The 21,839-nt window shown below is 35.7% G+C and carries 15 protein-coding genes; 2 read left to right on the forward strand and 13 right to left on the reverse strand.

What is annotated here, in order from left to right; genetic code table 11:
• Window positions 1-7: 7 nt before the first annotated feature.
• The 9 genes from HZI73_RS14960 to HZI73_RS15000 all read right to left on the reverse strand — a co-directional run bounded on the left by HZI73_RS14960 (window position 8) and on the right by HZI73_RS15000 (window position 15,200).
• Window positions 8-2,407, reverse strand: coding sequence for a DUF3656 domain-containing U32 family peptidase (locus HZI73_RS14960; protein ID WP_212694184.1), 2,400 nt, complete (start codon window positions 2,405-2,407; stop codon window positions 8-10).
• A gap of 362 nt (window positions 2,408-2,769) precedes the next feature.
• Window positions 2,770-3,198: a cell division protein ZapA gene (locus HZI73_RS14965; RefSeq protein WP_212694185.1), complete on the reverse strand. Its 429-nt coding sequence runs from the start codon at window positions 3,196-3,198 to the stop codon at window positions 2,770-2,772.
• Between the two features lie 199 nt (window positions 3,199-3,397).
• Window positions 3,398-3,919, reverse strand: coding sequence for a winged helix-turn-helix transcriptional regulator (locus tag HZI73_RS14970; protein WP_212694186.1), 522 nt, complete (start codon window positions 3,917-3,919; stop codon window positions 3,398-3,400).
• A 200-nt stretch (window positions 3,920-4,119) separates the two neighbouring features.
• Window positions 4,120-5,118: a Holliday junction branch migration DNA helicase RuvB gene (gene ruvB, locus HZI73_RS14975; protein ID WP_212694187.1), complete on the reverse strand. Its 999-nt coding sequence runs from the start codon at window positions 5,116-5,118 to the stop codon at window positions 4,120-4,122.
• 41 nt (window positions 5,119-5,159) lie between these two features.
• Window positions 5,160-5,774, reverse strand: a complete 615-nt coding sequence (ruvA, locus tag HZI73_RS14980; RefSeq protein WP_212694188.1) for a Holliday junction branch migration protein RuvA — start codon at window positions 5,772-5,774, stop codon at window positions 5,160-5,162.
• A gap of 168 nt (window positions 5,775-5,942) precedes the next feature.
• Window positions 5,943-6,485 carry a DUF6512 family protein gene (locus tag HZI73_RS14985; RefSeq protein WP_212694189.1) on the reverse strand — a complete coding sequence of 181 codons (543 nt, stop codon included), beginning with the start codon at window positions 6,483-6,485 and terminating at the stop codon, window positions 5,943-5,945.
• A gap of 138 nt (window positions 6,486-6,623) precedes the next feature.
• Window positions 6,624-7,745 carry a clostripain-related cysteine peptidase gene (locus HZI73_RS14990; RefSeq protein ID WP_212694190.1) on the reverse strand — a complete coding sequence of 374 codons (1,122 nt, stop codon included), beginning with the start codon at window positions 7,743-7,745 and terminating at the stop codon, window positions 6,624-6,626.
• Between the two features lie 211 nt (window positions 7,746-7,956).
• Window positions 7,957-11,058, reverse strand: a complete 3,102-nt coding sequence (locus HZI73_RS14995) for a DUF11 domain-containing protein (RefSeq protein ID WP_212694191.1) — start codon at window positions 11,056-11,058, stop codon at window positions 7,957-7,959.
• 98 nt (window positions 11,059-11,156) lie between these two features.
• Entirely contained in the window at window positions 11,157-15,200 is a 4,044-nt protein-coding gene (locus HZI73_RS15000; RefSeq protein WP_212694192.1) for a hypothetical protein, read from the reverse strand.
• A gap of 337 nt (window positions 15,201-15,537) precedes the next feature.
• On the opposite strand from HZI73_RS15000, the gene HZI73_RS15005 reads away from it, so the two are divergent.
• The gene (locus HZI73_RS15005) at window positions 15,538-17,067 is read left to right on the forward strand and encodes an FAD-dependent oxidoreductase (protein ID WP_212694193.1); all 1,530 of its coding nucleotides are present in this window, start codon (window positions 15,538-15,540) and stop codon (window positions 17,065-17,067) included.
• On the forward strand, window positions 17,068-18,030 hold the full coding sequence (locus HZI73_RS15010; protein WP_212694194.1) for a tocopherol cyclase family protein: 963 nt from the start codon (window positions 17,068-17,070) through the stop codon (window positions 18,028-18,030).
• A gap of 158 nt (window positions 18,031-18,188) precedes the next feature.
• Here the strand turns inward: HZI73_RS15010 and ptsP are convergent, their stop codons facing one another.
• Genes ptsP through licT form a run of 4 tightly spaced genes read right to left on the reverse strand, consistent with a single transcriptional unit; the run spans window position 18,189 to window position 21,836 of the window.
• Entirely contained in the window at window positions 18,189-19,817 is a 1,629-nt protein-coding gene (ptsP, locus tag HZI73_RS15015; RefSeq protein WP_212698825.1) for a phosphoenolpyruvate--protein phosphotransferase, read from the reverse strand.
• 1 nt (window position 19,818) lies between these two features.
• Window positions 19,819-20,082, reverse strand: coding sequence for an HPr family phosphocarrier protein (locus HZI73_RS15020; protein WP_212694195.1), 264 nt, complete (start codon window positions 20,080-20,082; stop codon window positions 19,819-19,821).
• A gap of 31 nt (window positions 20,083-20,113) precedes the next feature.
• Complete coding sequence (locus tag HZI73_RS15025; RefSeq protein ID WP_212694196.1) at window positions 20,114-20,965, reverse strand: Cof-type HAD-IIB family hydrolase; 852 nt, start codon at window positions 20,963-20,965, stop codon at window positions 20,114-20,116.
• Between the two features lie 34 nt (window positions 20,966-20,999).
• Window positions 21,000-21,836, reverse strand: coding sequence for a BglG family transcription antiterminator LicT (gene licT / locus HZI73_RS15030; RefSeq protein WP_212694197.1), 837 nt, complete (start codon window positions 21,834-21,836; stop codon window positions 21,000-21,002).
• Window positions 21,837-21,839: the final 3 nt, after the last annotated feature.

Here is a 21,839-nt window from a genome sequence, read left to right on the forward strand (position 1 = left end):
TCCCACCTTATTCAATACCTCGCATAAAATGTCCACGGTTGAACGCCTTAATACCTAACTTATTTAAGATTTCATCCGTTACCATTTGCTTTCCATTAAGAATGTCAAAGGTTACCCCTAGTAATGTCATGATATGGTCTTGGGTTTCTGTGGTAAATGCCATCCTTAGATGTTTTATATTCTGGTGCAATATCTTGTCCATCTGATCAAGTAAAATCAACGGACTGGAATTATACAATACATTCATGCACTGATTACACCTTCTATCGACATAAAAGGTCTTACCATAGCGATCTTTTATTTCATATTTTTTATTATTATAACATAACTTACTATTTCGGGTAGTATTATTTACCACACACTGCTTCGTCACCATTAACGGTAGATAGCCATATAGGAGTAACTCTGATGACTGTGAAGGCAATTCCTGTATCTCTCGATGATGTAACTCTGGCGATAATGTGACCCGTGTTGCACCTAAGTCTTTCCATGCTTTTATGGTATAGCTATTAAAAATATTCATGTTATAATCCATAATCTTGTCTTGATGGTTGTTTTCTAATAGTTCATATTCCCCATAGGTCCGAATGAGAAAACCATCTACATCTAATGCCAATAGTTCTAGAATAAAAGTCTTAAACTCCTCTTCTACTTTAAGATCAAAAATTCTAGGTAAGGCTAAATAGACTTTCATATTTTTATCATGACATTCATTCATCATCCCTTTGATGGTGCTTATATCAAAAAACTCACTTTCCAGATAAATACCACCAATAGGATATTTTTTTACTGCCTCATACTGCTTCAAATCTCTTATAAGGGTATATACCTGCGGTTGTAATGGTTTATTCTTGTCAATTGATAAAGGTACACCTGGATTGATCGTTACGGCTTCCCTCTTAAAACCAGCTGTTATCTGATGACTTAATGCTTCAAGAGCATCTCTTCTCACTTGATTAATGACGCTTATGGGTAGAAAACCATCATGATCCATGTGGATATGTGCAATGTCTAATACAAAAGGATATTCTCCCGTTTTTTGTAATTGCTTCCTTAATCGTTCTTCTGTAAGAGACTGCTTTAATGCCTGTTGAACGTGTGCACCTTCTTGGCTTATATGGATATCTTGGTAGGATAACATTAACTTAAGCGGTTTACCCTTTACCATTTCCACTTCACAATATACCTTCTGTTTTCTAGGTACGCGTATAACCTTATGGCGTATAGCATCATAGGTTTGTTGATTCCTCGTGCGGTACACTTGTTGGCCAGGGCGAATGCCTTTGATACTTGTCTTAACCGTCAGATAACCATTCGTAGTATTATGCGTCACATGCATGCGAGGAATAGGTTCTTTACCTGTCCATATTTCAACAATATCTCCTTTATAAACAGCTTCATCAACCAGAATCTTAACCGTCTTATCTTTTTCAGATACTTCCTTCACGTTGCCAATATAAACGCCTTGATGATTGGGCTTTTTCATGGACATGATCTGATGCTTTTTATCCACATAATACCCTTTTGAAAAACCACCCCTATTATATAACTCCAGAAGCATCTTACGGTCTTGGTCTTCCACTTTGTATCTCTTCTTATTAGCCGCATACATATCCACGTACTTCCGATACATAGATGTAACAGCAGCTACATATTCTGGGCTCTTCATGCGTCCCTCAATCTTAAAAGAGTCAATGCCTGCCTCCATCATTTCAGGGATTAAATCAAGGGTAGCTATATCTTTTGGACTTAGCAAATAATCACCTTGATTGTGGGTAATCTTCTGACCATCTTCCAAAAGACTATAAGGCAAACGACATGTCCCAGCACATCGTCCCCGGTTACCACTACGCCCACCGAGAATACTACTCATAAGACATTGACCTGAATAGGCATAGCATAGAGCACCATGTACAAAACATTCAATCTCCATATCTGTCCTCTGGCATATATAGCGAACCTCTTCCATGGTAGCTTCTCGATTCAGTACCACACGACTAAAACCTTGTTGCTTAAGAAAATTCACACCTCTTAATTGATGTATGGTCATCTGGGTACTGGCATGGCAATCCAAACCCTTAAAATGCTTCTTAATATGCATAGCTGCACCAAAATCCTGCAAAATAACAGCATCTATGCCACCTTGATACATCTCATGTACATAAGCCATCAATGGTTCTATCTCTTTCTCCTTAAATACAGTATTAACCGTTAAATATATTTTTACACCTCTAAGGTGACAATAATCTATCGCATCAAACAACTCATCCCTATCAAAATTTGAAGCATAAGCTCTCGCACTAAACGCCTTGCCTCCAACATATACAGCATCACAACCCCCATTAACAGCTGCAACCAAGCTATCAAAAGAACCTGCAGGAGCTAAAATCTCTGGTTTTTTCTTCATGTTGCTACACCTTTCTATTTAAATCTAAGCATAACTCAGCTTTTATCTATTCTTATTTTTATTCTTTTGCTTTTCTCAATTACACTTCCTCTATACAGATACTAAAGAATGCCACCTCCGAAAGAACGAATTGGTTCATGCAAACGTCACTATCAAAGGAAATGAATACAGGTTAAGCGTCAAGCGAACCACGGACGGTGAGCGCATGCACTCTAAACACGGACGTTTAGGTGCATGAAAAGCTTAACCTGTATTTATTTCCAAAACCCCTAGCCAACAATACATGAACCAATCCGTTCTTGACCGTTCTGACCCCTACCTAACAACATATAAAAAACAAAGTAGTAATATCTATTATATTACTACTCTTTCTCTAAATCAAACGTTTCAATATATTCATCTAATTCTGCCTTATAACTATCCGCTATTTTTTGCAAATCCTCTAGCTTCGTCACTAATTCATTCTTCTCTTTCTCAAGATAGTGGATGTTTTCTTGTAATTCAATGATTTCACGTTCTTTTTCTTGGAGATGCTCTTCTTTCAACTCAAAAGCTTGATCCATTTGATCCGTGCCTTCTTTTGCTTTAAAATAGTCATCTGCAATATTAATGGCTAATAAAATATTCATCATTCTGGAATTCAGTAATTGTCCATTCTCCGATGATTTTAGCTCATCCAGCTTATTATTAATATAGAGGGCAACGCGTTGAATATATTCTTCACTTTCAACACCGCTTAATGTGTATACACTACCACCAATGATCACCTTCGTATCATTCTTTACTATCATGACTTACAATCCCCCCTTCACCCTTATTTTACAACTTTATGTAGGAAACGTTAACAATGTTAAGACATGACATTAACCGCAATTTCTACCAGTATTTAGAATTAATCCTATTATAACACAAAGAAACAATAATTGACAATTAAGAATTACTGTTTCTCTAAGGTTAGATACTTATCATATCCTATACTATTTTCTTGACTTAAACCACATCACTCAATACATTAAAAACAAGATAAGGCAAACTAACCAGTTCATCTTTGTTATGCCAAGTGATAATAATCCCATCTGCATCGTTCATATCATCCACAGAATCAATTTCAGCATATGTCACTTGATGAAGACGCTTTGCTTCAATCAAACTCATCTTAACAAGCTTATACACCTCATCATGCTCTCCGTATAAGTAAAATCGATTGTAACCCTTCTCTATTTGCTCATAAACAATTTGCTTTGTCATTGAACGTACTTTACTAATCATCTGAAAACTTATAACCACTTCTTCGTAGGTCTTTTGTGCTTTTACTTCTTTACCTAAGGGCGTTAATACATAACGTAAGGTTCTCGCATTAACCGTCTGTACCTGTATATACCCTTTATTCGTCATACTCTGTAATAACGCATTTATGGAACCTAATGATAACCCGGATGTTTTCGCTAGTTGTCGCTGTGTCACGCGCTCATTCTGACTAATATGACTCAACATTTGTAACTCTTTATCCATGGTGTTCCCCCTTACCCATTTCTCTTATATGGGACAATGGTATGTAAGATGCGCATAATCCATGTAAGTAATAACCATAGGCTTGTCCCTGGTAAGAAATGATATCTATATGTACTTATTTCTAACAATCTTATAGATGATAGAGTGTTTAGAAATGATCTAATTCTATTGTAATACAATTGGAAATATTTGTCAATTCCTTACTGCTCTGTGTTGATGCCAAAATGTTTATAACATAAATCCGTTACAACCCGACCACGGGGCGTACGGTTAATATAACCCAATTGCATGAGAAATGGTTCATAAACCTCCTCTACAGTACCAGAATCTTCACTAATGGTTGCCGCAAGAGTATCTAACCCTACTGGACCACCACTGAACTTTTCAATCATGGTTAAAAGAAGTTTACGATCACTTTTATCAAGCCCCCTCTTATCTACATCCAACAGGTCAAGGGCATAATCAGCTACTTCTATGGTAATATCACCGCTGTATTTGACTTGAGCAAAATCCCTTACACGTTTAAGAAGGCGGTTGGCAAGACGAGGGGTTCCCCTTGAGCGTCTAGCTATCTCTACAGCACCATCTTCCTCGATACCAATGTTTAGCACATCAGCAGATCGCTTTACAATATGGGTCAGCTCTTCTAATGTATAGAATTCTAACTTGTTAATGACACCAAATCGATCCCTAAGTGGCGATGTTAATAATCCTATACGTGTTGTGGCACCTACTAAGGTAAACTTGGGTAAATCAAGGCGTATGGATCTTGCAGCTGGTCCTTTTCCAATGACGATATCGATCACAAAATCCTCCATAGCAGGATACATGACTTCTTCTACTTGTCGATTAAGACGATGAATCTCATCAATAAATAGAATATCACCTTCTTGCAGATTATTTAAAATAGCTGCCATATCCCCAGGCCTCTCAATAGCAGGACCTGACGTGATCTTCATGTTAACACCCATCTCATGGGCTATGATATTCGAAAGTGTGGTCTTCCCAAGACCTGGTGGACCATATAATAAGACGTGATCAAGAGGTTCTTTTCTTATCTTAGCCGCTTCAATGAAAACTTTCATGTTTTCCTTAGCCTTAGATTGCCCAATGTAATCGGTCAGCATTTTAGGGCGCAGGTTCTGTTCTATTTTTAGATCCTCATCCATTATATCCGTCGTAATCATTCTTTTATCCATGGTATAACTCCTTCATCAACGATTCTCCAACTGTCCAGATGTTAGAATCTTACTAATCGTTTTAATGCGCTCTTTATAATATCCTCCACAGAAGTTGTTTCTGTAATTTTCATGCCTCGTATTGCTTTAATAGCTTCCGAACTTGAATAACCAAGAGCTACCAAAGCCGCTATGGCGTCACCCTTCTGATCAACAGGTAATAAGGCCATATCATGCTCATCAACTTCTGTTTGAACCAAATCTTCAAAATCCTTCAATTTCAATTTATCTTTCAATTCCAATATGAGCTTTTGTGCCGTCTTCTTACCAATGCCAGGAGCTTTTGATATGGTTTTTACATCGTCTGCAATAATAGCAAAACGCAGTTCATCAGGTGTAATGGTTGATAATATGCCCAGCGCACCTTTTGGACCAATACCGCTGACTTTAATTAATTTTTTGAACACTTCTAAATCATCTTTCGCTATGAAACCATAAAGTAATATGGCATCTTCACGGACGTAATAATATGTATGTAAAACAACCTCAACCCCTACTTGCGGCAACTGTGCCATCACTGTAAGAGGTGTCCGAATCTCATATCCAATACCTCCCACATCAACAATGACAAGGTCATCACTCACATAAGCCAAAGTGCCTTTTATATATGCTATCAATAAAACACCTACTTTCTAATCCACCATTATAATAATTCTGTTAAACGTTATTCTATTAAACATTAGGAACGTTTGTTCTAAGTATACTTGAAAACTTTATGGTTTACAATACCATATCTGGAACTTTTAGACCTATACATAAAAAAGAGCTATCATACGATAGCCCATCTATTCCTTCTCTGGTATGCCATAAGTCATTGTTTCCTGATCCATAAAAAAATCAATTTTTAATGGTCGATAGGTGAAATAAGTAATTATACCGATCATGATAATAATGATGACGTAACTAATCCACCTGGTACAACCATTATATTCTTTATCTGTAATAACCTTATAACTGACATATTGTGCTATGATAATACCAATTGCATATGCAATGATGTGAAAGAGGGTTGAAGGTTCGTCTGTAAATAATTCTGCTAGCTGGATTATTCCAAATGTAGCGATAATGAGTGTTATAACCCCTAATGTCTTACCAAATACAAAATTACGGGTATCTTTTCCAATAATCAAATACTCAATAGCACCAATAAGTAAATAGGGGTAAAACATAATCTTGATATGCTCCCATTTGCTTTCATTAACTGGACTAATGATTGCTAAAAAATCATTCTCAGTCCATTCATAAAGATTATGAAATAACGTCCCCAACAGTAAAACTGCCACAATAGCAATAACTTCAGTTATAATAACCTTTTTATTACTGTTCATGCTTACACCGCCTAATTCTTCTTATAATATATTCTATCATTAGTATGAACATATTATGAATTTTTAAACGATATTATTGGCTTATGCCAATAAACTTTTCAATTGTCTTAAAGGTTATTTTTCTAAATTAACTAAACATCACTTTACATGTATTCTATGCAATACATTTTTCCAGTCATTGTGTTCATTAAAAGATAGCTTATCATAGATATTTTTATACTTTAAATAAACATTCAAGTTATGGGGTAGATATATTTTTAATCCTCGATACGGCCTATTGTTTGCTTCGTGTGAGGTATACACAACTATTCTATTTAAAGTCTCTATAATATCCACGCATATATCCTTGATTGGTAAATCAAGGTCTTCAATGCTATTAATTAAGTAGCTTAAGCTGATAAAATCAATCTTTTGTTTGTAATGACTATTATAGAAAATCTTATCTATATTGTCTTGACCATGTTGTAAAATAACGCAAGAAAAAAGATGAATCAGATGTTTTAGTTTTACGAAACTTTCTTGGTGAAGCTGAATACAAAATAAAGACCTTTCTTGGTGAGATTTATGTAACGCTTCAATTATCCCATTATAGGTATCACTTGAAGAACAATCGAAGGTACTACTAAGGAACAGTTGATTAATAATAGAAGGATATGCTATACCGCCTAGAGGGGTGTTGTCATGTGAAATTAATGCATATTTAACCGTTCCTAAGGCATCCATGCATATCCCATACCATATTTCTACAGCATCCATAAAACATGTATCCATAACTAAAAGGTCTATACTGCTATTACTACTTTGTCTAAACAGATGTAAAGCTTTAGCAAATCCGTGGATACCCATAAGTACATTTCCTTTTCTTGTAGATTCCTTCATAAGTCCTACAAATCCAGCGCTATGACCTGACATGATTAACATCTTTTTTTTAGAAGGTGCATGTTGACTTCCCCATATTAAGAAATCCACTAGGGTTGATGGTTTCGCCATGCTGACCTGTCCTAAGTTTTCAACCATAATAACACCATCATTATGTAACACATATCTACGTGTTCCACACCATGACTGTGTCCCATCTAGCTCTTTTGCTTCTCTCGGAGCTCTCGATATTTGTATTAAGATATGGACTTGATTATTTGTAACGATTTCGTTCAATAATGAAAATTGATGATAAACATAGGGCTCTAGGTCGTTGTTACCTGCTATGTATATAAATATCGTCCACTTCTTATATTCACTATTGTTATATGTATCCTGCATTTACTTCCTCCCAACTATTAAATGCAATAAAAATAGTACAATTTAAAAAAGTAGAGCTGTCTCATGAATTCAAACCACTAATGATGATGTAAAAAATAATCATATGTTAAGCCAAATAGGAAAAATATTATTACCTATAACATGCTTGAGACAACTCTGTTATGATGTGAAATGAATAAATCTCTATTAATGTGGAAGCTTAATTCAACGTTTAATATATGATAAAATCATTTAAATTTTCAAGTCTAATTCCTCTTACGCCAGGTTCTATAAATACGCTAACACTATTTGAATCCACAGAAGGGTATATGAATACCATGTTAATATTTGTAAAGGATTCCACTTGAGCTTCATTGGTTAATGTTTCACCGGGTATAACATTATTGGTAACCCTGACTCTAAATATAAGCTCTAAACTATCACCAATACCAAGAAAAGGCACATTCCAAAAAATATAGTTTTCAGATACCACATAACTTGCAACCGTACCCGCCGGAGCAATGATACTTAATGGCACATAACTTAATCCTGCAGTGATACCACCGGGTTGGTCAATAACAATGATGTTATAGGCATCAGCTGAACCATCATTTGTAATGGTGATCCTGTATTCAATAATTTCGCCTGCAATGGCTTCTGTGGATACAACATAATCTGCTTGACCCCGGGATACATTTCTTTCTCCTTTTACAGGTGCTATGTTAGGATTTCTTACAAATACATCAACTGTTCCCGTCTCTTCCATTGGTAGCCCGCTGGGTTCAGAATCCCAATTAACCCTACCTGTATTGGTTTGTGTTTCCGTATAGGTAGGAGGTGTAGGTGCAGAACTATCAATGAGTGCTCTGAATGAATATACCAAAGTCACAGGTGCCAATGTTGCATCAACTATTGGGATAGTAGGCCATGTAATGATTTGCCCAACCACTGAAGACGGGTCTACTGGCATGGCGTCATTATCGTATGTTTGACCAATTGGCAGTACATCACTGATGACAACATTATATGCTGTTAAACCTTGAGGAACAGTCCAAGTAAGGGTATACCGTACTGGGTCACCAACAACTCTATCATTTATATCTACTGTTTTAGTGATTGGCGCACTGGCAGTTGTTAATGTTTGACTAGCAGAACGCTCTAACCCAGGGTATTGATAATTACTAAGATTAGGGTCAAATTGTTGAGAATAAGGTGACGTGGTATTGGCGTCATTTGTTAAGGAAATACCAGGCCCTATGCCTGCATCTACAATTACTTGGTATGTGAGTTCTATAGCGTCATCAGGCTTTAATCGTAAAATCATCATATCTATTTGATCTGGGCTTGTAAAAACAGGTGCATTAAAAACAGGTGTCCCTGAAGAGGCTACTGCTGTTAAACTTCCCCCTACATACGTTAATAAATTTGGTATGACATCTGAAAAATCCACATCAAATGCATCCACAACTGTTCCATCCATATTCTGTGGGTTACTGATAACAATGGTATACGTATACACCTGTCCTGGTACGACGGCATTGGGTGTTGGACCAGCCACATTTTTCGTTAATACCATGTCAGGTTGACCAAAATTAACATCTATTTGATCTCTATCACTATATGCTATTCCTTCTGTATCTAATCCACTTAGTTTCACTAGATTAACATCTGTACCCTCAAAATCCACATCAAACATGGATACTTGAAAGTTAACCGTCCAATTGGCTGTACCTATGATAAAATTATCAAGCAACCACTCAACCCCATTATTACCAGTTGGCGTTGGTCCTAAAATGGGCAAAAAAGGGTTATAGACAAGATTTGAAATACTAGCTGCATCTAATGTTAATGGTAAAAAGTCACTCACCAAGATCTCTTTTTGTGTTGCATCATCAAAATAGAGATAATTAACTTGAAACTCAACTAGATCCCCAGGGGCAACTGCTGTTATGCCTGCAGGTTTTGGTGTACCATCTCTATAATATACTTGCACCAGCTGTTTCATAATAGATGGTAACAATATCATCCCTGAACTACCTGAGCTATCAGGTGTTGGGGTAAAAGAATTAGCATTAAAACCATTGATATCAACCGTATTACTTAATGTATCACCTGCTAAAACAGGCCCACCAGGTGGAGCGGTATAATTATTATCTACAACTGTTGTAAATGTAATAACACCAGTTGTTGATGTAATCAATGTACCCAAACTCCATGTCACCGTTGTTAGTCCTGTTACAGGGTTTTTAACTGGTGGGGCATCAGGTGGCACACTTGCACTCTGATAAGTTTGACCATCACCAATAACATCTGTTATAACAACGCTGTTCACGTCATCATATTGATTAACACGATAAGTTAAAGTATACGTAATAACAGTACCAACATCTAATGTTGTAGGTGCTTGACTTTTATCTATTGTAAGATCCATTGCTAAAGTCGTGCCTGTTGTCATTACAACAGGTCCTGGCAAACCCGTCATGGTAACATCATTGTCTAAAGGTGTTAAATGTGGTATCCTACTTCCGCTATTCTCTATCCCACCAACTGTAAAGTTATCCCATATAGCCACATCATATGTTATTGTATTGGTTGAACCCATACTCAAGGCAATAGCATTCCATGTAATGGAAACAAAATCTTGACCACCAGCAGTCGGTACAACAATCGTTGGAGCTAGCAATTGTGCAGAATCTGGACCAACTGCACCTATCGGTCCTATATATCGTAATCCATTATCCATGACATCACTAATATTCACATCCGATGTCTGCCTTGTATTATTTTCTATGGTAATTTCATGTGTATAGGGCCAATCAGCTGGTGGAGGTGTACTTGCACCTTTAGGCATTTTACCAGGAACTGATTTACGTACAGCATATTGTAGTGGTATCACACTGGTTGAATCACTTTTAGTGTATTTAATATTGCCAGGTTCACTATTACCTCTTGGCAAAGTGTCTACAGTTCCACTAACGGATACTGGGGTTAATGGTATATTAAAAGGTACTTCTGTTCCGGTACTTCGAAAATCCTCATCGGCCATTAATGTAACATTAAATGTATATCCTATTTCATTAGGTGCAAGATCTTTTATATCTAACCATGTTAACGTAATGGTGTCATCGACATTTAGTGTTTGTGACGTTGGTGGAACATCTGCGCTGACAAAAGATACACCATCTGGAATGGTCATGACATAGGTTAAGTTATACCCCCAATCGCCAGGATTACTGTTGGAAGCTGTGATTGTAACTTCTCCCGTATTGCCAAGCACAATATTCGTTGGATCAGGACTAACATCTACCGTAAATAGATTTGGATCAAAAGCCATTTATAAAATCCCTCCCTTAATCATCTTATTTTTTATTAGAGTTATAGAGCTTATTGTTATATAAGCTCTATAACCACTTCATTAATTGCATTTAACTTTTACGTAAACTGTCCATTTAGTGCAATAAATTCTGAATGCCTAAATGTATTTGAAGCAACGAATGAACTAATACTTAGCGGATCTGCGATATTATTTTCACGTCCTGCTGTCCATACATAAACGCCAGCGGCAACCCCTAAAACCCTAACTTCATATTGTCCATCAGGAACTGCTGATATATCAAACATTCTATGATCAGATGATAGAGCTGAAAGTGGTATAACTTCTGCGGCAACAAGTGGCACTCTTGGCGATACTCCCCAGTTCATTACAATCACAGTAACCTGTTGGTCAATAGTGGTATTATTAATAAATTTCACAACTAAACTTTGAGTTTCTTCACTCATAACAACTGGTCCAGTGGTCAAATCTCTGCTATCTCCATCTACCGTAGCAAGAATAGCTGCCACTTCTGATTTAATTTCTATTAATCCATGCGTTGGATTCGTTACCAGTTCTTCTATGGTAAATATCTCCGTTTTTATCTCTACTAACCCATAAGATGGGTTTTGAATATCATCAATAATTTCAATTATTTCTGCTTTGATTTCAAATAAACCAAAGGATGGACTATTAACTGAACTTTCTATAGCTAAAACTTCACTCTTGATTTCCTCTAGGCCATAGCTTGGATTCTGTAATAGTGATTCGATGTTAATGACTTCACTCTTGATTTCTTCCAGACCATAACTAGGATTCTCTAGCAAGGACTCTATATTGATGACTTCACTCTTAATCTCTTCTAGTCCATAGCTCGGATTCTCTAGCAAGGATTCAATATTGCTTACTTCACTTTTAATTTCTTCTAAGCCATAACTTGGGTTTTCTAGTAAGGATTCTATATTGATTACTTCACTCTTAATTTCTTCCAGACCATAACTAGGATTCTCTAACAATGATTCAATATTGCTTACTTCTCGTTTGATTTCCTCTAGGCCATAGCTTGGATTCTCAAGCAAGGATTCAATGTTAATAACTTCACTCTTAATTTCCTCTAAACCATAACTTGGGTTTTGGAGCAAAGATTCAATGTTACTTACTTCGCTTTTAATCTCTTCAAGACCATAACTTGGATTTTCCAGTAATGACTCAATATTGCTTATTTCACTTTTAATCTCTTCCAAGCCATAACTTGGATTCTCTAGTAAGGATTCAATATTACTTACTTCACTTTTAATTTCTTCTAACCCATAACTTGGGTTTTCTAGTAAGGATTCTATATTGATGACTTCACTTTTAATTTCTTCTAGACCATAACTAGGATTCTCTAACAATGATTCAATATTGCTAACTTCTCGTTTGATTTCCTCTAGACCATAACTTGGGTTTTCTAATAATGATTCAATGTTACTTACTTCACTCTTAATTTCTTCCAAACCATAGCTCGGGTTCTCTAGTAAGGATTCTATATTGATGACTTCACTCTTAATTTCTTCTAAGCCATAACTAGGATTTTCGAGCAGTGATTCAATATTACTTACTTCACTTTTAATTTCTTCTAAGCCATAACTTGGGTTTTCGAGTAAGGACTCTATATTGATAACTTCACTCTTGATTTCCTCTAACCCATAACTTGGGTTTTCTAGTAAGGATTCTATATTGATGACTTCACTCTTAATCTCTTCTACACCAAAACTTGCATTTTCCAGTAATGACTCAATATTACTTACTTCTCTTTTGATTTCCTCAAGACCATAGCTTGGATTTTCGAGTAAGGATTCGATGTTACTTACTTCACTCTTGATTTCTTCAAGACCATAACTTGGATTTTCAAGTAAAGATTCTATATTGATAACTTCGCTCTTAATCTCTTCTACGCCAAAACTTGCATTTTCTAGTAACGATTCAATATTGCTTACTTCTCTTTTGATTTCTTCCAAGCCATAACTTGGGTTCTCTAGCAAGGATTCGATGTTACTTACTTCACTCTTGATTTCTTCAAGACCATAACTTGGATTTTCAAGTAAAGATTCTATATTGATGACTTCACTCTTGATCTCTTCTACACCAAAGCTTGCATTTTCTAGTAGTGACTCTATATTACTTACTTCGCTCTTAATTTCCTCTAATCCATAGCTTGGATTTTCCAGTAACGATTCTATGTTACTTACTTCACTTTTGATTTCCTCAAGACCATAGCTTGGATTTTCTAGCAGTGATTCTATGTTACTTACTTCACTCTTAATTTCCTCTAACCCATAACTTGGGTTTTCTAGCAAAGATTCTATATTGATGACTTCGCTCTTGATCTCTTCTACACCAAAGCTTGCATTTTCTAACAAGGATTCAATGTTGCTTACTTCTCGTTTGATTTCCTCTAAGCCATAGCTTGGATTCTCAAGCAAGGATTCAATGTTAATAACTTCACTCTTAATTTCCTCTAACCCATAACTAGGATTTTCAAGTAAAGATTCTATATTGATGACTTCACTCTTAATCTCTTCTACACCAAAACTTGCATTTTCTAGTAAAGATTCAATATTACTTACTTCTCTTTTGATTTCTTCTAAACCATAACTAGGATTTTCAAGTAAAGATTCAATGTTACTTACTTCACTCTTAATCTCTTCTAAGCCATAGCTTGGATTCTCAAGTAAAGATTCAATGTTACTTACTTCACTTTTAATTTCTTCTAACCCATAACTTGGATTTTCGAGCAGTGATTCAATATTGATGACTTCACTCTTAATCTCTTCTACACCAAAACTTGCATTTTCTAGTAGTGACTCTATATTACTTACTTCGCTCTTAATTTCCTCTAACCCATAACTTGGGTTTTCTAGCAAAGATTCTATATTAATGACTTCGCTCTTGATTTCTTCCAGACCATAACTAGGATTTTCAAGTAAAGATTCAATATTGATGACTTCACTCTTAATCTCTTCTACACCAAAGCTTGCATTTTCTAACAAGGATTCAATATTACTTACTTCTCTTTTGATTTCCTCTAAACCATAACTTGGGTTCTCTAGTAAGGATTCGATATTACTTACTTCACTCTTAATTTCTTCTAAACCATAACTTGGATTTTCTAGTATAGATATAACTGCCCCTACACTTGTGTTTTCTAGCATAGACTCAATGTTGCTAACTTCACTTTTAATCTCTTCCAATCCATAACTTGGGTTTTCTAGCAAAGATTCTATATTACTAACTTCACTTTTAATTTCTACCAAGCCATATGTTGGACTATTTATTACACGTTCTATATCTACTATTTCTGATTTAATCTCTACTAAACCATGAGTTGGATTGGTTACTAACTCTTCTATCACACTTACTTCTGATTTTATTTCTACTAAACCATGAGTTGGATTTGTCACTAACTCTTCTATCACACTTACTTCTGATTTTATTTCTATTAAACCATGAGTTGGATTCGTTACTAACTCTTCTATCACACTTACTTCTGATTTTATTTCTACTAAACCATGGGTTGGATTGGTTACTAACTCTTCTATCACAGCTATCTCTGACTTAATTTCCACTAAGCCATGAGTTGGATTCGTCACTAATTCTTCTATCACGCTTACCTCTGACTTAATTTCCACTAAGCCATGAGTTGGATTCGTCACTAATTCTTCTATCACGCTTACCTCTGACTTAATTTCTACTAAGCCATGAGTTGGATTCGTTACTAATTCTTCAATTACAGCTATTTCGGATTTGATTTCAATCAAACCATGGGTTGGGTTGGTAACATGTTCTTCAATTACCACTACTTCCGATTTAATTTCAATCAAACCATGGGTTGGGTTGGTAACATGCTCTTCAATTACTGCTACTTCCGACTTAATTTCAATTAAACCGTGGGTAGGGTTAGTTACTAACTCTTCCACCACTTCTAACTCCGACTTAATTTCCACTAAGCCGTGGGTTGGGTTCGTGACTAAATTTTCTATAATTGCTACTTCACGCTTAATTTCTTTTAACCCATAACATGGATTGGTTATTTTTTTATATATTTTCTTTAGGTAATCTTTTCTTCTGTGATATGGTTCACAACAACAACCAATTGATATCCACTTGCTTTCATCATGCAATTAATCCTCATCTCCTCATCTGATGATACTTTATCTAACTTACAGATATTCCTTTGAGTCCGTATTACGCTTCAAAGAACACATTTACTACAGTATATTCAAAATAATGCGAACTCGTATCCACGATTACGAATTAATACAAGCGGATTTTTAGTATGATAAAATGAAACAAGTGTCATATCATAAGTGCCATTAGATGGCCCTTACATGCCTATGTGGCAATCATTCTACTCTGTTCATTATTTCTTACTTATAGAAACCTCCACAAAGTATGTTTGATTGACTAATTAAGGGGTTAGTTGGTAATAATGAAAGGTATCAAGGAGGGAAAAAATATATGTATGAATACGAATCTTATTGGATCAAATCCACACCTGCTACAAATTATCAATCACTTGATAAAGACATTCAAGTGGATTGCCTTGTAATTGGTGGAGGTATAACAGGTATGACAGCAGCTTTTTTGCTACAAAAAGAGGGCTATCAAACTGCTCTTATAGAAAAAAATAGAATATGCCTAGGTACTACTGGACATACAACAGGAAAAATAACATCAGAACATGGGTTGATTTATGGCCATATTATGGATTTGTACGGTCCAAAACTTGCAAAACAATATGCTAATGCTAACCAACAAGCCATACGATTTATCGCTGACCTAATTGATGAATACCATCTTGATTGTGACTTCACAACGGAGCCTGCTTATGTGTATACCCAAGATGATGATAATGTAGCATCTGTTAACAAAGAACTTCTAGCCGCATTAAGTCTTGGTTTGCCAGCTGAGGCTGTCCAATCCCTTGAACTACCCATAAATATCATAACAGGCATTCGTTTTTCAGATCAAGCTCAGTTTCACCCTAGAAAATATATCTTAGGTTTAGCGAAGCTATTCATTGACCATGGTGGTGCTATCTATGAGAAGACACCAGCTGTAGAACTTGATCCAAAACATAAAATTGTAAAAACGGACAAGCATACCATTACTGCAAAACATATTGTAGTAGCTACTCACTATCCTTGTTTTACAGAAGGGCATATGTTCTTTGCACGTATGTCACCCTATACATCTTACGTTACAGGTATCCGCAGAAACTCTATACTAAATAGTGGTATGTATATCAATTGTGACCGTCATGTCCGCTCTTTTCGTTATGCAAATACAGAAGATCATCAACTCTTATTGCTAGGTGGAGAATCTCATAAAACAGGTCATGGACAAGATGAAACATTACGTTACAAGACCCTTCATGATTATGCAGATGAACTCTATCCAGATATGTCCGTTGCCTATAATTGGTCAGCCCAAGACTATATAACCATCGATTATGTGCCCTATATTGGCTTATTGTCCGAAGATTATAAAGATATTTATGTTGGAACAGGCTATGGTAAATGGGGAATGAGTAACGGTACGGTAGCTGGACTCATTATTTTTGACCTTATTAAACATGGAAGTAACCCTTGGCAAGAGGTATTTAGTCCATCACGGCACATGACTGTATCTGGTTTTAAGAATTTAGTAGCTGATTCCATTAGGAATGCAGGAAATTTTATATCCAGTCATTTTAAAGTAAGTCATCAAGATATTGCACATATCGAGCAAGGTCAAGGAGCCATTATTAAATTGGACCATATGAAAGTAGCTGTATATAGAGATCATGATAATCAATACTATTTTCTTGATCCAACTTGTCCCCATATGAAGTGTAACGTTACATTTAATGAAGCAGAAAAGACTTGGGATTGCCCTTGCCATGGCTCAAGGTTCAATTATGACGGTTCATTTATTGATGGTCCTGCAAATAAGGAACTAAAACCTCTCCATGTTGTCGTTCGTCACCCATCAGATGATGAGGAGTAGATGATGAAGAAGAATAGATATTATACATTTAAAAATCCCATATGCCTTCAAGGAGATATTTCCAAAAAAAATTATTTTGAGGGCTGGTACTATAAATTAGTTAATTCAGATAATGATTATACTTGTGCTTTTATACCTGGTATTTCAACAGGTGGTTCTAGGTATAAACGCCATGCCTTTATTCAATTTGTCGATAATAGCGGTCAGCTGCCTCTATATAAACCCTATGCTATTCGTTCATTTTCATATTCGGATAAACCCTTTTCTATACGTATTGGTGGGTGTCAGTTCTCCGACCGTGGTATGTCCATTAACATGCATCATAAGAAAGATACCATTACAGGGGCGTTAACCTTTGGCTTTTTTACTGATATTGTTAGAACATCAAAGATGCCAACCATTATGGGCTATTATCGTTACATTCCATTTATGGAATGCTTTCACAGTATTATTAGTCTTCATCATACATTAAAGGGATACTTAAAAGTAAATAACCGTTACATTGATTTTACTGGAGGTACCGGTTATTTAGAGAAAGATTTTGGTACCTCATTTCCAAATCAGTGGGTATGGATTCATGCCAATACCTATCATAACCAACAAGCTTCTCTTATGTGCTCCATAGCCTCCATACCCTTTTTGAAAAAAACTTTTTTGGGCTTTCTCTGTGTATTGTATATCGATAATAAAGAATACCGATTTACAACTTACTTGAAAGGTAAAATTGCAAAGTTATCCTGTTCAAAAAATAAAGTATTCGTAGAAATTCATCAAGATCATCTTATTTTACAGATTAGGTCCATGTGTGATGATGGAAATGTGTTAATCGCTCCCAAAAATGGGGATATGAATCGTAAAATAGTAGAAAGCATGTCTTCTAAAATAAAAGTTACTCTTATAAAAGGAGGTAAAATCCTTTATGAAGCTATATCCTATAACGGGTGTATGGAATTCAATACCTAAAGAAAATGAGAAATATATCAAAGGGGTGATTCACTATAAATCACCCCTTCAAGTATATTATATGGAAGTTATCGCTATACCTTAATTAGCTTAATACTACTTCTGTTAAAAACACTTGTTACCTATATTTTTAAGTACCATCAAGCATATACATATTATCATTCCACAGTTATATTTGTTTGGTAACTTAGTTGCTCTTTTATTTTCAAGATGGCGTTACCTGTTACGGAAAACTCATCCAGTTCCATCTTAGCTAAAAGACTGGTAGCTTCTATGTCAGAAGCCATCTCACCACACATCCCACACCAAATACCAGCTTCATGTGCTGCTTGGATGGTGGATTGAATCAGATGCAATACCCCAGGGTGATATGGGTTGTATAGTCCTGAAACATCAACATTCATACGATCCACTGCTAATGTGTATTGAATAAGATCATTGGTACCAATACTAAAAAAATCAACCTCTTTTGCAAAATCTCTGGCACATATTGCTGCAGCTGGTATCTCAATCATCATACCCACTGGCAAATGGTTACTAAGTGGAATACCTTGTTCCAGTAACGTATGTTTACACGTTTCCAAAATAGTTTTTGCTTTTAAAAGCTCATCCATAGCACCAATCATAGGAAACATAATGTGAATATTCCCATAATATCCAGCTCGTAAAATGGCTCTTAACTGGGTTTTGAATACTTCAATCTCTTTAAAACATAATCGCAGTGCCCTTAACCCCATAAATGGATTTTCTTCATCTGGCATGTTCATATAGGGTATTATTTTATCACCCCCTATATCCAAAGTACGAATAATAACAGGTTTATCTTTCATGGTTTCAGCCACATGTTTATAGATTTCAAATTGCTCCTCTTCACTTGGCATTTCAGTTCGACCCATGAATAAGAATTCTGTTCGAAACAAGCCAATACCCTCGGTCCCTTGTTCAAGAAGCAATTCTAAGTCATCAATAGAGCCTATGTTTCCAGCTACAGAAACATGACGTCCTGATGTATAGTTAAACCTAAGAGGTTTATATTTTTTTAGGGCTTTTACTTCCTCTTGATATGTTTCTAATTGACGTTCATATGCTTGTATGACCTTTTTTTCTGGATTTATGATAATATTACCCGTAAAGCCATCCACAATCAATAAATCGCCATCACTAATCTTATCAACAAGCTGGCAGCCCACAACTGCAGGTATACCCATACTATGTGCCATGATAGCACTATGGGATGTTGTTGAACCAACTTGTGTTACAAATGCTTTCACTTTTGACTTATCCAGTTCAGCTGTATCAGAAGGTGTCAAATCTCTTGCTATCAGAATAACCTGATCCGTCAGATGACATATTTCTGTAGATTCCCCAAGGCTAATTCGTATCATACGGTCAGCCACATCTTTAATATCCACTGCACGTTCACGCATATATGGGTTATCCATCTTTTCAAAAATATCCACATAAAAATCGGTTGCTTTTTGAATGGCATATGGAACTTGATGCTGTTTTTCTTGAATATTTTTCTTAATATGAGCAATGTATTCTGGGTCTTCCAGCATCATCTTATGACTTTCAAAAATCATTGCTTCTTTATCCCCAATGTCTATCTTTGTTTTGTTATAAATATTATCCAGCTCAACCAAAGTTTTAGACACGGTATCTCTTAATCGATTTAACTCATCATCCATTGATTCTGCTTTTTCCTCATCAATGTGTATCCCCTTTTTCGTCATCAAAAAAGCTTTGCCGATGGCAAAACCATTTGATGCTGCAATGCCTTTTAACATGCTATTCACCACATCCGTCTTTGATAAATTCTACAAGGGTTTCCACAGCTTCTTTTTCATCTATTCCTTGGGCTGATAGTTCTACCATATCCCCTTTGTTTATATTGAGACCCATCACACCCAGTATGGATTTTGCTACACTTTCTTTATTGTTGAAAGTCAGCTTTATATCTGATTCAAAGGTTTTGGCAAGTTTAGCGAAGTTTCCTGCTGGCCTTGCATGTAATCCTGATTTGTTTATAATCGTAACATTTGCTGTATACATAGAATATGTCTCTCCTTTAATTCATTATTTCTTAATCCAATGCATATATTTCCTGTAGCACCTTAGCCACACCATCTTCATCATTAGTATCTGCTATTGTCTTAGCAATGGCTTTAATATTGTCTGGTGCATTTCCCATAGCAACACCATGACCCACATACTTTAACATGGCACGATCATTTTCACTATCACCAAAAGCGATTACTTTTTCTACTGGTATATGTATATGTTCTATGAGTTTCTTAACACCATGACCTTTATGCATGCCTTTCTCAGTCATTTCAAAACAAATGTCTGACGTAACGGCTACTTCAAAATCTGGATATGCTGCTAAGACTTTTTTGGCATTAGCAGCCTTTTTTCTATCCGAAATAAAAAACATAGCTTTTTGAATAGATGTTTTTTCTTCTCTCATCCATGTGTAAAAACGATGAGCATTTGGTATATATTTCATGTGTTTCCCTCGATCATGAGGAAATATTTTACTCATTAATTTGTGCATAATAAAATCTTTAAAACCATGAATAATGGTTTGATCTTTGGTCAAAAGTACTGGTTTTACACCAATTTGCTTTGAAATGAGCCTCAATAGCTCTAGGCGTTCTTTTGATATGGATTCTTCAAAAATAATGTCATCCTTCCCAACACAGCCTGCAACCGTTCCATTGGAACCTACATAATAGGTTTGGTTGCCAATGAGCTTTGCATGATACTGGGCGTCATATCCTGGACGCCCTGTCACAATGGCAATCTTGACGCCTAGCTTTTCAACTTGACGCAATGTTTTTATGGTTCGTTCACTCATGCGATGATTTGAAGCTAATAGTGTACCATCTAAATCAAGACATATTAATTCATACTTAGTGTGTTTTGTTTTCTTCATTCCTAATCTCCTTGTTATCATCCAACAAGTTATTCTAAGCTTGAACGACCCGTTCAATATGCACAATCAAATAAGTCATTTCTGACTGGGATAAAACAAAATTATATTTTTCCCTTGCATACTTTTCTATCTTTGCGGCACATTTGTATGCCTCAGGGTACTGCTTATGAATAATATCAAATAAGTGATCTTTTGCTTGTACAGCATGTTTATCATGATATGTTATAATACGTTGTGCAAAAAATTTCAAATGGGTGACTAAGCGTTGGTAATGTAATGAATCCTCTTCTAATTCAATCCCAAAATGATATTTTATGATGTTTAGTGAATCTTGTATGATTTTTATCATGTTCATGACTCGGGGCATTTCTTCGTTCAATTCTGCATTCACAATGTGCATGGCAATGGATGCAGCTTCATCTTGAGGTAAGCGAACACCAAGCCGTTCTTCAATAATATCTATTGCCTTCATTCCAACTGTATACTCATCCATATAGAAACGTTTAATCTCCCAAACCATTGGATTGGTGATGTTAATATGATTACGTATACGTTCGATGGCAAAACTAATATGATCTGTTAGGGTAATATGAATATTTTCATTTAAGCTTACGTTTAAGTTATCTTTGGCACATGTAATAATTTCATCTGTTGCCTCAACATATTCAATGGGTATTTCGTGTATTAAATCACGAAACTTTCTAGAAATTTCTTTGCTTTCCATTCTAAAAATACGTTCAATTTTATTTTGATCAAGGTTATCGCCAGACTTTTTCTGAAAAGCCAGCCCAAGTCCTGTAATAACAACCTCTTCACGTTTATCATTTATAGCAATTACAGCATTATTATTTAATACCTTCTTGATCTTCATATA

The organism is Vallitalea pronyensis (assembly GCF_018141445.1).
GTDB lineage: Bacteria > Bacillota > Clostridia > Lachnospirales > Vallitaleaceae > Vallitalea > Vallitalea pronyensis.

Excerpts from the sequence above, each read along its gene's own strand:
- HZI73_RS14960 (WP_212694184.1), bottom strand. The coding sequence starts at position 2,407 with ATGAAGAAAAAACCAGAGATTTTAGCTCCTGCAGGTTCTTTTGATAGC.
- HZI73_RS14965 (WP_212694185.1), bottom strand. The coding sequence starts at position 3,198 with ATGATAGTAAAGAATGATACGAAGGTGATCATTGGTGGTAGTGTATAC.
- HZI73_RS14970 (WP_212694186.1), bottom strand. The coding sequence starts at position 3,919 with ATGGATAAAGAGTTACAAATGTTGAGTCATATTAGTCAGAATGAGCGC.
- ruvB (WP_212694187.1), bottom strand. The coding sequence starts at position 5,118 with ATGGATAAAAGAATGATTACGACGGATATAATGGATGAGGATCTAAAA.
- HZI73_RS14985 (WP_212694189.1), bottom strand. The coding sequence starts at position 6,485 with ATGAACAGTAATAAAAAGGTTATTATAACTGAAGTTATTGCTATTGTG.
- HZI73_RS14990 (WP_212694190.1), bottom strand. The coding sequence starts at position 7,745 with ATGCAGGATACATATAACAATAGTGAATATAAGAAGTGGACGATATTT.
- HZI73_RS14995 (WP_212694191.1), bottom strand. The coding sequence starts at position 11,058 with ATGGCTTTTGATCCAAATCTATTTACGGTAGATGTTAGTCCTGATCCA.
- HZI73_RS15005 (WP_212694193.1), top strand. The coding sequence starts at position 15,538 with ATGTATGAATACGAATCTTATTGGATCAAATCCACACCTGCTACAAAT.
- HZI73_RS15010 (WP_212694194.1), top strand. The coding sequence starts at position 17,068 with ATGATGAAGAAGAATAGATATTATACATTTAAAAATCCCATATGCCTT.
- ptsP (WP_212698825.1), bottom strand. The coding sequence starts at position 19,817 with ATGTTAAAAGGCATTGCAGCATCAAATGGTTTTGCCATCGGCAAAGCT.
- HZI73_RS15020 (WP_212694195.1), bottom strand. The coding sequence starts at position 20,082 with ATGTATACAGCAAATGTTACGATTATAAACAAATCAGGATTACATGCA.
- HZI73_RS15025 (WP_212694196.1), bottom strand. The coding sequence starts at position 20,965 with ATGAAGAAAACAAAACACACTAAGTATGAATTAATATGTCTTGATTTA.
- licT (WP_212694197.1), bottom strand. The coding sequence starts at position 21,836 with ATGAAGATCAAGAAGGTATTAAATAATAATGCTGTAATTGCTATAAAT.